Source organism: Candidatus Dormiibacterota bacterium (assembly GCA_035635555.1).
Lineage (GTDB): Bacteria > Acidobacteriota > Polarisedimenticolia > Gp22-AA2 > Gp22-AA2 > Gp22-AA3.
This window is the reverse complement of record DASQAT010000038.1, coordinates 1-12,474: the sequence shown is the minus strand read 5'-3', so window position 1 is coordinate 12,474 and position 12,474 is coordinate 1. Positions and strand designations below refer to the sequence as shown.

14 protein-coding genes and 1 pseudogene are annotated in these 12,474 nt (G+C 67.1%); 6 read left to right on the top strand and 9 right to left on the bottom strand.

Annotated elements, in window-relative coordinates:
* Positions 1-1,379, bottom strand: a 1,379-nt coding sequence (locus VEW47_10725) for a pyridoxal-dependent decarboxylase (protein ID HYS05652.1), incomplete at its 3' end; no start/stop codon positions are given.
* A gap of 76 nt (positions 1,380-1,455) precedes the next feature.
* A complete protein-coding gene (locus tag VEW47_10720; GenBank protein HYS05651.1) occupies positions 1,456-2,214 on the bottom strand; it encodes a hypothetical protein in 759 nt (252 codons plus the stop codon).
* Between the two features lie 172 nt (positions 2,215-2,386).
* Between VEW47_10720 and VEW47_10715 the strand changes: the two genes are divergently transcribed.
* Complete coding sequence (locus VEW47_10715; GenBank protein HYS05650.1) at positions 2,387-2,608, top strand: hypothetical protein; 222 nt, start codon at positions 2,387-2,389, stop codon at positions 2,606-2,608.
* 42 nt (positions 2,609-2,650) lie between these two features.
* Here the strand turns inward: VEW47_10715 and VEW47_10710 are convergent, their stop codons facing one another.
* Complete coding sequence (locus tag VEW47_10710; GenBank protein HYS05649.1) at positions 2,651-3,022, bottom strand: SgcJ/EcaC family oxidoreductase; 372 nt, start codon at positions 3,020-3,022, stop codon at positions 2,651-2,653.
* A gap of 319 nt (positions 3,023-3,341) precedes the next feature.
* Here VEW47_10710 and clpB point away from each other — a divergent pair, with 319 nt between their 5' ends.
* From clpB to VEW47_10685, 5 genes are read left to right on the top strand one after another with little or no spacing between them, the layout of a single operon-like run.
* The gene (clpB, locus tag VEW47_10705; GenBank protein HYS05648.1) at positions 3,342-5,993 is read left to right on the top strand and encodes an ATP-dependent chaperone ClpB; all 2,652 of its coding nucleotides are present in this window, start codon (positions 3,342-3,344) and stop codon (positions 5,991-5,993) included.
* Between the two features lie 9 nt (positions 5,994-6,002).
* A complete protein-coding gene (locus VEW47_10700) occupies positions 6,003-6,971 on the top strand; it encodes a DnaJ C-terminal domain-containing protein (protein HYS05647.1) in 969 nt (322 codons plus the stop codon).
* Positions 6,961-7,287, top strand: coding sequence for a chaperone modulator CbpM (locus VEW47_10695; protein HYS05646.1), 327 nt, complete (start codon positions 6,961-6,963; stop codon positions 7,285-7,287). Before VEW47_10700 ends, VEW47_10695 begins: the two co-directional genes overlap by 11 nt.
* Positions 7,288-7,290: 3 nt before the next feature.
* Positions 7,291-8,046 carry a rhomboid family intramembrane serine protease gene (locus VEW47_10690; GenBank protein ID HYS05645.1) on the top strand — a complete coding sequence of 252 codons (756 nt, stop codon included), beginning with the start codon at positions 7,291-7,293 and terminating at the stop codon, positions 8,044-8,046.
* Entirely contained in the window at positions 8,046-8,882 is an 837-nt protein-coding gene (locus tag VEW47_10685) for a hypothetical protein (protein HYS05644.1), read from the top strand. The genes VEW47_10690 and VEW47_10685 overlap by 1 nt, the downstream gene beginning before the upstream one ends.
* A gap of 4 nt (positions 8,883-8,886) precedes the next feature.
* On the opposite strand, the gene VEW47_10680 is transcribed toward VEW47_10685, so the two are convergent.
* The 6 genes and pseudogenes from VEW47_10680 to VEW47_10655 form a co-directional block, all read right to left on the bottom strand.
* Positions 8,887-9,261, bottom strand: coding sequence for a hypothetical protein (locus tag VEW47_10680; GenBank protein HYS05643.1), 375 nt, complete (start codon positions 9,259-9,261; stop codon positions 8,887-8,889).
* A gap of 11 nt (positions 9,262-9,272) precedes the next feature.
* A pseudogene (locus VEW47_10675) lies at positions 9,273-10,082 on the bottom strand (isocitrate lyase/phosphoenolpyruvate mutase family protein).
* A 13-nt stretch (positions 10,083-10,095) separates the two neighbouring features.
* On the bottom strand, positions 10,096-10,596 hold the full coding sequence (locus VEW47_10670) for a hypothetical protein (GenBank protein HYS05642.1): 501 nt from the start codon (positions 10,594-10,596) through the stop codon (positions 10,096-10,098).
* Between the two features lie 9 nt (positions 10,597-10,605).
* Complete coding sequence (locus VEW47_10665; GenBank protein ID HYS05641.1) at positions 10,606-10,920, bottom strand: phosrestin; 315 nt, start codon at positions 10,918-10,920, stop codon at positions 10,606-10,608.
* A gap of 6 nt (positions 10,921-10,926) precedes the next feature.
* Entirely contained in the window at positions 10,927-11,115 is a 189-nt protein-coding gene (locus VEW47_10660; GenBank protein HYS05640.1) for a hypothetical protein, read from the bottom strand.
* Positions 11,116-11,492: 377 nt separating this feature from the next.
* Positions 11,493-12,254 carry a hypothetical protein gene (locus VEW47_10655; protein ID HYS05639.1) on the bottom strand — a complete coding sequence of 254 codons (762 nt, stop codon included), beginning with the start codon at positions 12,252-12,254 and terminating at the stop codon, positions 11,493-11,495.
* Positions 12,255-12,474 lie beyond the last annotated feature (220 nt).

The window sequence follows — 12,474 nt, the reverse complement described above, 5'->3', positions numbered from 1 at the left end:
CGGATGTTCCCGACCGCGAGGCGGATGACATAACGACCTCCCAGGCTCGTGTGCGACAGGAACACGTCGCCTGTGTCGTTCAGCGCCTGAAGCAGACGCTCGTTGTACGAGTTCAGCGGCGCGCCCTCGGATACCCCCCGGGGGACGGCCCGGAAGCACACCACGCCGAACGAGACCGGTGCCATCCGCTCGAAGCCGGGGTCGGCGTCGACCCACGAGGCGAACAGGCGCGCCAGCCTCACGTGCTCGCGCAGGCGCGCGCGAATCCCCTCCAGGCCGAACGAGCGCATCACGATCCACAGCTTGAGGGCGCGGAACCGCCGGCCGAGCTGGAACCCGGTGTCCATCAGATTGCGCACCTCCGAAGTCTCCGAAGTCTTGAGATACTCGGGCGTCAGGGCGAAGGCGGCGCGCAGCAGATCCATCCTGCGGCAGTAGAAGGCGCTCAGGTCGAACGGCGTGAACATCCACTTGTGAGGGTTCACGACGAAGGAGTCGGCGCGCTCCATCCCATCGATGGCCGCGCGGAGCTCCGGGAGGATCGCCGCCGTGCCGGCGTAGGCGGCGTCCACGTGCAGCCAGAGACGCTCGCTGGCACAGACATCCGCCACGGCCGGGACGGGATCGACGCTGGCGACCGACGTCGTCCCCACGGTGGCGACGACCGCCAATGGGACGTGCCCGGCCCGGCGGTCATCCGCCACGGCCGCGGCGAGGAGATCGGCGCGCATCCGGAACTCCGCGTCGGCCGGTATCCGGCGCAGATTCTCGTGCCCGAGCCCGAGGACGATCACCGCCTTGTCGACGGAGGAGTGCGCGTGCTCGGAGCAGTACACCCGGAAGGCGCCGCTGCCGCGCCCGGTGAGGCCGCTCGTCCTCACCTCGGGCGCAAGAGCGTGGCGCGCCGTCGCGAGCGCGTGCAGGACCGCCGTCGAGGCCGTGTCGTAGATGACCCCCTCGAAGACCTCCGGCAGGCCGAGCGCCCGCCGCAGCCAGGACAGCACGACCTCTTCGAGCTCGGTCGCGGCCGGCGACGTGCGCCACAGCATCGCCTGCTGGCTCACCGCCGTCGACAGGAAGTCGGCCAAAGCACCCGGCATCGAGAAGCCGCACGGGAAATAGGCGAAGTATCCCGGATGGTTCCACTGCGTGAGCCCGGGCACGAGGACCCGCTCGAAATCGGCGAGGATGCGCTCGAACGGCTCGGCCGCTTCAGGGGCGTCGGCCGGCAGCGCGGCGCGGATCGCCCCCGGCTTCACTTTCGACAGGACGGGATTGTCGAGCGACCATCTGAAGTAATCCGCGAGCCAGTCCACGAGCCGATGGCCGTCAGCGCGGAATTCGTCGGGCGGCAGGTCTCCCAGCGAGGCCGGCTTCATGCCCGTGTCCCGTTCGGCACCGGTCGCTCCGGGATCGCCAGGACGGGAACCAGACCGTCGACGGAGCCGATAGGCGTCATCGGACGCGGCGTACCGCACGCGCGATGTCCCGCGTGGAGGCGCGGCGCAGCGTCCGCGTGGCGCGCTGCCCGCTGCGGTGACCGCGGCGGTCCTCGCGCGCGAAGCGTCTTCTCTTGGCTACCGAGCCGAAGACCTGGCTCCACGTGCCGTTCTTGAAGACGATCTGGTAGCCGCCTGCGAGGATCTGGAACGGTCTCCGGATCTTCTTCAGCCGATCGAACTGCACCGACCCCGCCTTGTGGAAGTCCTCGAAGTACGAGGGGTACACGAAGTCGCTCATCGGAATCCCGTTGACACGGAAGCTCAGCGCCTCGACCGGGTCGGCGCTCTCGTACGCGTAGATCGTTTTGGGGTCGGGCCCGGTGGTCATCAAGTTGATCGCCGGGTCGACCAGCATCTCCACCAGCTCGTGCGATGCCGACACGCTTACCAGGTCGTGGTTCTCGATCGTAGTCTTGACGAACACCTTGGACTGGGGCAGCCCGTCGGGCGTCAGGTCGTGGTAGGCGAGGGCCCCCGGCTGATCCGCGTCGTCGAGGAAGACCATCGCCCAGGCCCCCTTCACGAACCCTTTCGACCTGACGAGCCGCGCCGGTGTACCCCAGACGGGTGCGATGTGCCTGTCGACGAACACCTGCATCGCGGCGATCAGAGCGCCGAAATCGACGCCGAGCGGTGTCGTCGCGCGGTTGAAGCACGCGATGGTGGGGACGCCCCCCTGATTGAACGCGCCGAACGTGGGCTTCCTGCTCATCCGAGCCGATCTCCTTCACTTCCCGAGGTTACCGCCAAGTATACCGATCCGGACTCAATCCCGACTGATCAGGTGAATACCGGATGAAGTTTACGGGTTCTTCCCGATTGCGGGCATGAGTAGTCACGCGTAGCCTGCCGGTCTTTCGGCCCCGTGCGGGCAGGGAGGTTCGATGCGGAAAAACGGACGGCCCAAACCCGAGAGCGGTCCGGCCGGGGACCTTCGCCCGGTCGAGCCCGAATCTCCGATCCTGAAATACCGGCTGGCGGACATCCCCGATATCTTCAGTCTCTACCTGGATGCCGTCGAGGTAGCGTTGCGCAACTCGCTGGAATCCGCGAACGGGGCCCCGCCGCCGACGGGCGCCGCAGCGTCAGATCAGGAAAGCCGGTGACCTGGCATTCCGTCTGAAGAGGGCTCGGCCCTCGGTACGCGTTCAGGCGGCGCTGTCCGTGTTGTGGAGCAGCACGATGCGCCACCCCGCGGACGTCGCGGTCGTGACCAGGGTGAACAGGCCGGCGCGCCCCGTTGCGTCCATCCGCCAGCGGACCAGCGCGACGGCCGCGTGCTCCCACAGAGCCTTGACTGCGACCTCGGAAATCGCGATCTGCCGGGGACCTGACGGGTCGGAGATTCTCGACGCCACCCCCCGTCGAATCGCCGCGCGCCCTTCCCAGTGGGCGCCGGTCCCGGTGACATAGAGGGCATCCTCGGCGAACAGGCGGAGAAAGCCGTCCATGTCCCGATGATTCCAGGCGGCCACCAGGTCATCCAGGACCCTTCGTGTCGAATTCTCGATCTCCTGCATGGACACCCCGTTTGTCGCGGGATTCGACCATCGGATTGACAGGGCGTCCGGAAGGGCGTAGGGTCCGGACATCCAACGCGCCTGGCCCTTGCACGCGGCCTCCCATCGTCGTGGGCGATCGGCTGCTGGACCAGGTGCCCGAGTCTCTACTGCGGCTTTTATCATGTGCACTCGGCGCACGGTCCGTCAAGATTCCCGGTTCTCGAGACACCCGCTTCGCAGAGTGTCCCCCTGACTGCCCCGGCCCTGTGAAGGCGCGACGCTGCTCCGGTAAATGCCTGCCGCCGATTCAGGTGTCTTCCCAATGGAGAGGTGATGCATGGATCCCAACCGTTTCACCGAGAAGATGCAGGAGGCCCTGCGGTCGGCGCAATCGGCCGCGGTCCGCCGGAGCCACCAGCAGGTTGATGTCGAACACCTGCTGGCGGCGCTTCTGACGCAGGAGAACGGCCTGGCGGGAGCCATTCTCACCAAGGCCGGCGTGGCCGCCGAGCTCCTGGCGCAGCGGATCGAGCAGGAGCTGGACCGCCAGCCGAAGGTGACCGGCCCGGGGGGAACGCCGCCGGACCAGATCTACATCAGCGGCCGGCTCAACCGGGTGCTGACGCAGGCCGAGGACGAAGCGAAGAAGCTGAAGGACGAATACGTCTCGGTCGAGCACGTGCTCCTGGCGATGACCGACGACAAGGGGCCCGCCGGCCGGCTCCTGGCCCAGACGGGAGTGGCGCGGGAGAAGCTGATGCAGGCGCTGCGCGAGGTGCGCGGCAGCCAGCGCGTCACTTCTCCCACGCCGGAATCGACCTACCAGTCTCTCGAGCGCTACGGCCGCGATCTCACCGAGGCGGCGCGCCAGGGGAAGCTCGACCCGGTCATCGGGCGCGACGAGGAGATCCGCCGCGTCATCCAGGTGCTGTCCCGCCGCACCAAGAACAATCCGGTGCTGATCGGCGAGCCGGGCGTCGGCAAGACCGCCATCGTGGAAGGGCTGGCGCAGCGAATCGTGCGCGGCGACGTGCCGGAGGGGCTCAAGAACAGGCGCCTCGTGGCGCTCGACATGGGGGCCCTGGTCGCGGGGGCCAAGTATCGCGGCGAGTTCGAGGAGCGCCTCAAGGCTGTGCTCAAGGAGGTCCAGGAATCCCAGGGGGAGATCATCCTGTTCATCGACGAGCTGCACACCGTCGTCGGCGCGGGCGCCGCCGAGGGGGCGATGGACGCCGGCAATCTCCTGAAGCCGATGCTGGCGCGCGGCGAGCTGCACTGCATCGGGGCGACGACCCTCGACGAGTACCGCAAGCACATCGAGAAGGACGCCGCCCTCGAGAGGCGGTTCCAGCCCCTCATGGTCGAGCCCCCCTCGGTCGAGGACACGATCTCGATCCTGCGCGGGCTGAAGGAGCGATACGAGGTGCACCACGGCGTGCGCATCAAGGATTCCGCCCTGGTCGCCGCGGCGGTGCTCTCCAACCGCTACATTGCCGACCGCTTCCTCCCCGACAAGGCGATCGACCTGATGGACGAGGCCGCGGCCAAGCTGCGCACCGAGATCGACTCGATGCCTTCCGAGCTGGACGAGACCCTGAGGCGCGTCATGCAGCTGGAGATCGAGCGGGAGGCGCTGCGCAAGGAGACCGACGCGGCCTCCAAGGGGCGCCTCGCGAAGCTCGAGAAGGAGCTGGCCAACCTGAAGGCCGAGTCCGACGCGATGAAGGCGAAATGGCAGACCGAGAAGCGCGCCGTGCAGAAGCTCAGGTCGCTGCGCGAGCAGATCGAGAAGACGAAGATCGAGGTCGAGAAGGCCGAGCGGGAGTACGACCTGAACAAGGCGGCCGAGCTCAAGTACGGCAAGCTCGTGGCGCTCGAGAACCAGCTCAAGAACGAGGCCGGGCAGTTCGCGAAGAAGCAGGCCTCGACACCGCTCATCAAGGAGGAGGTCGACGAGGAGGACATCGCCGAGGTCGTCAGTCGCTGGACCGGCATCCCGGTCTCGCGGCTCCTCGAGGGGGAGGCGCAGAAGCTCTTGAGGCTTGGCGACGAGCTGCACAAGCGGGTCGTGGGCCAGGACGAGGCGGTGCAGGCCGTGGCGGAGGCGGTGGTGCGGGCGCGCTCCGGGCTCAAGGATCCCAACCGCCCGATCGGCAGCTTCATCTTCCTGGGGCCGACCGGGGTGGGCAAGACCGAGCTGGCGCGGGCCCTCGCGGCGTTCCTGTTCGACGACGAGCGCGCGCTGATCCGCATCGACATGTCGGAGTACCAGGAGAAACACACCGTGGCGAGGCTCATCGGCGCGCCTCCCGGCTATGTCGGTTTCGAGGAGGGAGGCCAGCTCACCGAGGCTGTCCGAAGGCGTCCGTACGCGGTGATCCTGTTCGACGAGATCGAGAAGGCGCACCACGACGTCTTCAACGCTCTCCTGCAGATCCTGGACGACGGGCGCCTGACGGACGGACAGGGGCGCACGGTCGATTTCAAGAACAGCATTGTGATCATGACGTCGAACATCGGCAGCCAGAGGATCCTCGCCTATCGCGGCGCGTTCGCGGGCGACGACTACGAGCGCATGAAAGAGGCCGCCCTGGAAGAGCTGCGCGGGGCGTTCAGACCCGAGTTCCTGAACCGCGTCGACGAGGTCATCGTGTTCCACGCGCTGTCCGAAGAGCACCTCATGCAGATCGTCGACATCCAGCTCGAGCGCGTGCGGACGCGGCTGCAGGAGCGCCACATCAGCCTCGAGCTGACGCCGGATGCGCGGCGCTACCTGGTCCAGATCGGCTACGATCCCGCCTACGGCGCCCGTCCGCTGAAGCGGGCGATCCAGAAGAACATCGAAACGCAGCTCGGCTTCCTGCTTCTCGAGAACAAGGTGCGGGACGGGGAGCGCGTGCTGGTGGACTACGACCGGAACAGCCGGAAGCTGGTGTTCAACCCGAAGCCGGGCCCGGTCGGGGTTGAAGTCGAAGCCACACGAGCGTAGCGTGGGCGGATGGCCGTCAAGTTTCGCGACTACTACGAGGCGCTGGGGGTCTCCCGGGCCGCGGCGCCGGACGAGATCAAGAAGGCGTACCGGAAGCTCGCGCGCAAGTTCCACCCGGACCTCAATCCCAAGAACAAGTCCGCCGAGGAGCGCTTCAAGGAGATCAACGAGGCTTACGAGGTCTTGTCCGACAAAGAGAAGCGGCGACGCTACGACGCCCTCGGCCAGAACTGGAAATCGGGGATGGATTTCACGCCCCCTTCCGGCGAGGAGGGCTTCCGCGGACAGGCCGGCGACCTGGGCGATCTCGGCGACATGTTCGCGGCCGCCGGCCGCTCCGGATCATTCAGCGACTTCTTCGAGACGCTCTTCGGCGGGCGCAGGCCGGGCGGCGCCGGCTCCACGGTCTCCGCGCGCGGCAGCGACCACGAGTCGGAGGTCTCCGTCAGCCTCGACGAGGCGCATCGCGGCACGAGCCGGTCGGTCCGCCTTCCCCTGGAGCGGGGCGGCACGGAAAACTTCACGGTCAACATTCCGAAGGGCGTCCAGGACGGGTCGGTCATCCGGGTGCCGGGGAAGGGGGGCGCCGGGTTCGGGAAAGGCGCGCGCGGCGATCTCTACCTGCGCGTGCACGTCGAGCCCCACGAGCGGTTCCGGCTGCGGGACGGCGGCGACATTGAAGTCGAGCTTCCGGTCGCGCCCTGGGAGGCGGTCCTCGGGGCCAAGGTCAAGGTGCCGACCCTGGACGGCCCGGTCGAGATGCGCGTCCCACCCGCCAGCCAGGGTGGGCAGGTCCTGCGCCTGAAGGGCAAGGGGCTGGCGCGCCCCGGTGGCGGCCGGGGCGATCAGTTCGTGCGGCTCAAGATCGTCGTGCCGCAGAAGCCGAGCGAGAAGGAGATCGAGCTGCTGAAAAAGCTGGCCGCGGAATCAGGGTTCGACGCCCGGGGGGATCGAATCGAGGTGAGCCATGGCTCATAAGACGCGGGAGTCGATCGTCTGGCGCACGGACCATGCCTTTCTGAGCCTCGAGGACCTGGCGGACGCCTGTGGCCTCCACCCCGGGCTGGTGGAGCAATTCGTCGAATACGGCCTTCTCGAGCCGTCGGCCGGCGCCGGTCCCCGGTCGCTGTTCCCGGCGTCGGCGGTGGAGCGCCTGCGGCGGATCATCCGCCTCAAGTGCGACCTGGGGGTGAACCTGGCCGGCATCGCCGTGATCCTCGAGATGCGCGAGCGTCTCGTCGGCCTTCAGGAAGACCTGGCGCGCCTGCAGGGGCGCGCGGATGAGGACGAGTAACCGATGATTCCGATCAGCGACACGATCCCGAGGCGGAACCCCCCCATCGCCACCTGGCTCCTGATCATCGCCAACGGTCTCGTCTTCCTCTTCGAGCTGACCTTGCCGCAGCAGGCGCTGCAGCAGTTCTTCTACCTGTTCGGGATCGTGCCGGCCCGCTTCACGCACCCCGACTGGGCCTCCTGGGCCGGGTTTCCGATGGACGACTACTGGCCGTTCCTGACCAGCATGTTCCTGCACGGCGGCTGGCTGCACATCATCGGCAACATGTGGACCCTCTGGATCTTCGGTGACAACGTCGAAGACCGGATGGGGCCGGGGCGCTTCACGATCTTCTATCTTCTGTGCGGGCTGGCCGCGGGCTTCGTTCATTGCCTGACGAACGCCGATTCGACCCTCCCCACCGTCGGCGCCTCCGGCGCCATCGCGGGCGTCATGGGCGCGTACTTTCTCCTGTTCCCCACGTCCCGGGTGATCGTCTTTCTGCCCGTTCTGTTCTATCCCCTGTTCTTCGAGCTGCCCGCCGTGACCTATCTCATGGTCTGGGCTCTGACCCAGGTCTTCGCCGGCACGCTGTCGCTCGCGACCGGAAAGGACGTGGGGGGCGTGGCCTTCTGGGCGCACGTCGGCGGCTTCGTTGCGGGAATCGTCCTGCAATTCCTGTTCGTCCGGCGCGGACGCGCCTGGCGTCGCCTGTCGCGTGACGAGTACGAGCTCGGAGGGGCGTGGCTGCCGCACGGCTACTGGAGGGAATCCTGATGGCGCCCGGCGATCTCCTGTGGGTGTTCTTCGTCTTCTCCGCCCTGCAACCCGTCCTCAAGCAGCGGTTCCTCGAGGCATCCCGGGCGCGTCTCATCGCGCGCCTGGAGCAGCAGAGGAATTCCCGGGTCATCCTCCTGGTGCACCGCCAGGAGACCATGAGCCTCCTGGGATTCCCCGTGTTCCGCTATATCGACGTGGACGACTCCGAGGCGATCCTGCGCGCCATCCGTCTCACCGACCCGGCCGTGCCGATCGACATCATGCTGCACACCCCGGGGGGCCTGGTGCTGGCCGCCCTGCAGATCGCCCGCGCCATCCACAAGCACGAGGGGAAGGTGACCGCGTTCGTGCCGCACTACGCCATGTCGGGCGGGACCCTCATCGCCCTGGCCTGCGACGAGATCGTCATGAGCGAGTACGCCGTGCTCGGCCCGGTCGATCCGCAGCTCGGCCAGTACCCGGCGGCGTCGATCCTCAAGGCCGTGGCGAAGAAACCGGTCGCCGACGTGGACGACCAGACCCTCATCCTGGCCGACCAGGCCGAGAAGGCGGTGGCGCAGGTCCGCGAGAGCGTCCAGGATCTCCTGACCGACAAGTGCCCGAAGGAGAAGGCGGTGGAGCTCGCGCGCCTGCTCTCGGAAGGGACTTGGACGCACGACCACCCGATCACGTTCGAGACGGCGAAGAGCTACGGGCTTCCTGTGAGGAGCGACCTGCCGCCCGAGTTCCTGGACCTGATGGCCCTCTTCCCGCAGCCGGTGCGCAAGCAACCGACCGTCGAGTACCTGCCGGAGCGCCGCCGCTTCGAGGGCGTGCGGGGGCAGGGGGACTGATCCGTCAGGTCCCGATTGTTCTGCCCGTTCGCGCCCAGGAAACGGCCTCGTCATAGTCCCGGAACGTCCGCACCTCCGTGGACGGATGCTGGCGGAACACCTGGAACATCCGGGTCAGGCCGAAATCGACGTCGCGCGCGATCACGAACGCGACCTTGGGAGGCGGAGAGGACGGCTGGCGATCGAGAACGAACCGCGCGATTTCACGAACCTCGGGACCACGGACGTCCAGGATGGCCGAGCGAAAATCCCAGACGACCGGCTTCCCGCTCCACTCCGGGTTTCCCCAGACGGCCATGGCCCCCTCCCTGGCGTCGTCCACTCCAAGAGCGCCGGAGCAGGTGCCGATGACAATGCCTGCATCGGGCTCGATTCGCATGCTGAACGGCATCAGAAGGACCCGTCGATTTCGGCAAACGGAATGGCGCGGGTCAGCTTCGAGAAGGTCCCCCGTTCGGCAATCTCCTTCGCCGCCTCCAGGAACCCTCCCCAGGCCGCCCTCGCCAAGGCACCGCCGACGCTGATCCGGCGGACTCCCAGGCCGGCGAGCTCCGCCACGGTGGTGAAGTCGCTGCCGACGAGCACGTTCACCGGCTTCGGGGCGACCGCCTTCACCACCGCCGCGATATCGGTCCCGGCGCGGATCCCAGGCGCGTACAGGCAGTCGGCTCCGGCCTCGGAGTAGGCGACGAGACGGCGGATCGTCTCGTCGAGGTCCGGGCGTCCGACGATGAACCCTTCCGAGCGTGCGGTGAGGAGAACCTCCGTCCCGCTCGCATCGATCGCGCATCGAGCCGCCTGGATCCGCTCGACCGCGAGCCTGAATTCGAAGAGCGGGTTCGAAGCATCGCCCGTGCGGTCTTCGATCGAGAGTCCCGCGATCCCTGTCGCCGTCGCGGCGGTGACGTTGACGCCGACCGCGTCCGGTTCGTTCGCGAAGCCGCCCTGGAAATCCGCGTTGACCGGTATCTCCACGCCGTGGGCGATGGATCGAAGGTGGCCCAGAACCTCCTCCAGCGACATGCGGTTGTCCGGCCTGCCCTGGGACTAGGCGAACCCCGAACTGGTCGTGGCGAGCGCCCGGAAGCCGAGTCGCGCCAGCAGGCGGGCGCTGCCGAGATCCCACGGGTTGGGGATCACGAAGCAGCCGGACTCGTGGAGCCGGCGAAACACCCGACAGCGATCGCTCTGGGGAGTCACGGCAGTATCCTTATCACAAGTCCGGGCAGATCTGCCTCACCTGCGCGGCGCTGATCTCTTTGCCGGCATCGACAGTGTACCCCCCGGTGATCGGATTCAGGCGGAGTGACGCGCACAGACTCCGGGTCTTCTCGGCCACATGCTCCTGCTCTTCTGGTGTCAGGGGCCCGTAGTCCTCACGGTAGGGGAAGGGCCAGCCGAATCCCCACCGGTAGGTCGTGTGATGTCCCGGGCCTCCGCCCAGCCGGACGCCCCAGAACATCGCTCCGGCCAGAAATCCGTTGCCGGTGATTTCCCGGACGCAGGCGCGAAGTGCCTGGTCGACGCTCTTCCGCTCCTCCGCCGTGCCGCCGTGCCAGTACGCGAAGTCGTGGAGATAGCAACAACTGTAGTAGCTCCCGTCGCGGAACATGCTGCACCCGTCGCTCTTGAAGTCATCGAGGCTCGAGGCCGCTGCGGACCCGCCGGTCAGCAGTGCCACCCACAGGCCGAGCGCCGACAATGCGCCCCCCATCGCCAAGGGCTAGACGTCCTCGACGAGCACCAGCCGTGTGACCGGTGTCGTCGAGCGGGCCTTGTGAGCGCCCGCCGGGCCGGCCGGAATGAAGAGGCCGGAGCCCCGGGGAAACGAGATCACCCGGCCGCGAAAGTCGATCTCGAGCGCGCCGTCGAGCACCAGGCCGACGTGCCCCTTCTCGCACCAGTCCGGCTCGACGAACTCGGCCGTGAACTCGACGAGACGAATCTGCCTCGACCCCTCCCGGTGCACCTTGAAGCGCGCGCCCGGCAACGTCGACTGCCACTCGAGCGTATCAAAGTCGATCTTGAAGGGGGACACGGTCACCTATCGTCGGCGCGCGCCACGCCAGAGCGCAATCGCCATCCCGCCCGCCACGACGAAGGCGACCGCGCTCACCCACATCGGAATGACTCTGTCCGCCACGGTCACCTGGAGGCCGAAGATCAAACGAAGAAGGTGCGCGAGCGACACAACTGCCAGAAGCACCGAGGCCATGAAGTTCGAAGATTTCATGACGATGTGTCCTCCTCCCTTCGGTCCACTTTGGGCTCAGCCCTTGTCCAGCAGCAGATCCACGACCCAGCAGCCGCGAGCGTGCTCGCCACCCGACCGGCAATGCTCGATCACGTCGGCGTTCGTTGCTTTACCTCCAAAGTCTTTCCCATCACACATACGCTCAACCGGTGTCCGGCTAACGCCCCGGCTAAGCTGGGGGGCGCGCGCGCCGCAGCGACTCTGCCCCCGACCTCCCGCGCGCCGTCTGCTTTAGCCGGTTGTTAGGCGCCACTCAGCGGCTCCAGGGCGGCGCTCGCTGGCGCGGCGTCATATAACCCAACGGCTTCTTCCTGCACTGAAGTAACGGCGTGCTCGAACTGGCATCGTGAGAAAATTCATGGGTCAATTCTCCTGGTCAGAGTCCAGGCGGGCAGCTTAAGAACACCTCGCGTGTCCGAGCGGCCACTCCCTTTCTCGCTTTGGTAGCGCTCAGCGAGCCACGGCAAGCGCGCGAACAGGTCGGTCGTGACAGGGTCGTGGGTAATCTCGATCCAGGCACCGCGCAAATGGGCGTCCGGCACGATGGTGGGGAGCAAATCCGCCCTCGGCACCGGGACCGCCGAGGTCGGATTGCCCGGATCAGGAAGCCAGACGAGCGATGGCATCGCACCGCTAGGCGAGAGCGCGAGGCGGCGTCCCTCCAGCCGTCCCAGGGCCGTGCGCGTCGCGCGGTTCAACTGCCACGCGGCAAGATAGCCCTTGACGCCGGCTGCCGGTGGCGTTTCCGCCACCGCACCACTAATGACAATCTGCGCAATCTCCTGGATCGAAACGCCACCAAAATTGCCTTCGTCTTCCAGCCTGGCTATCAACAGGCCGCGCCGCCCAAGGTCTACCGCGACTGCTTGGCCTTGGACCGTATCGCTCCACGCGCGATACACGTCTGGTGGCTCCCGCCAGTGCCAGGCCACCGCGATCACGCCCGAGCCTGAGTGGACCTCGCCAGCAGCCTCGACCTCCAAGGTCAGCCGGTAGTGGTGGGTGTAGCTTGGGTAGCTGAAGTGGAAGTAGCTGGGGTAGGTGAAATAGAACCAAACCACGAGCAGCAGAAGCAGCGGCACCAGCAGCAGCGCTAGAAAGCCGAGTGCCCATTTCATAGCGGTGTCCCCAGCGTGATACCCGGTGATGGTCTATGGTGTGTGACCCCGACCCAAGTTTGAGAAGGCCTTGTGCGGACTAACGCTCCGGTTCAGGCGCGGTGGGCGAACGCCCAACGCGCCGGCCAACCACCTCCCAACCCGCCCGCCGTCGCCTGCAACCGGTTGTTAGGCCGACTCATGGCGCATTATCGAAGCCGAGGGCGTTGCTGAGAAGATC

Bases quoted from the DNA above. Each gene is read 5' to 3' on its own strand.
- VEW47_10680 (HYS05643.1), bottom strand. From the start codon at position 9,261: ATGCGAATCGAGCCCGATGCAGGCATTGTCATCGGCACCTGCTCCGGC.
- clpB (HYS05648.1), top strand. From the start codon at position 3,342: ATGGATCCCAACCGTTTCACCGAGAAGATGCAGGAGGCCCTGCGGTCG.
- VEW47_10695 (HYS05646.1), top strand. From the start codon at position 6,961: ATGGCTCATAAGACGCGGGAGTCGATCGTCTGGCGCACGGACCATGCC.
- VEW47_10715 (HYS05650.1), top strand. From the start codon at position 2,387: ATGCGGAAAAACGGACGGCCCAAACCCGAGAGCGGTCCGGCCGGGGAC.
- VEW47_10655 (HYS05639.1), bottom strand. From the start codon at position 12,254: ATGAAATGGGCACTCGGCTTTCTAGCGCTGCTGCTGGTGCCGCTGCTT.
- VEW47_10690 (HYS05645.1), top strand. From the start codon at position 7,291: ATGATTCCGATCAGCGACACGATCCCGAGGCGGAACCCCCCCATCGCC.
- VEW47_10720 (HYS05651.1), bottom strand. From the start codon at position 2,214: ATGAGCAGGAAGCCCACGTTCGGCGCGTTCAATCAGGGGGGCGTCCCC.
- VEW47_10685 (HYS05644.1), top strand. From the start codon at position 8,046: ATGGCGCCCGGCGATCTCCTGTGGGTGTTCTTCGTCTTCTCCGCCCTG.
- VEW47_10710 (HYS05649.1), bottom strand. From the start codon at position 3,022: ATGCAGGAGATCGAGAATTCGACACGAAGGGTCCTGGATGACCTGGTG.
- VEW47_10660 (HYS05640.1), bottom strand. From the start codon at position 11,115: ATGAAATCTTCGAACTTCATGGCCTCGGTGCTTCTGGCAGTTGTGTCG.
- VEW47_10670 (HYS05642.1), bottom strand. From the start codon at position 10,596: ATGGGGGGCGCATTGTCGGCGCTCGGCCTGTGGGTGGCACTGCTGACC.
- VEW47_10700 (HYS05647.1), top strand. From the start codon at position 6,003: ATGGCCGTCAAGTTTCGCGACTACTACGAGGCGCTGGGGGTCTCCCGG.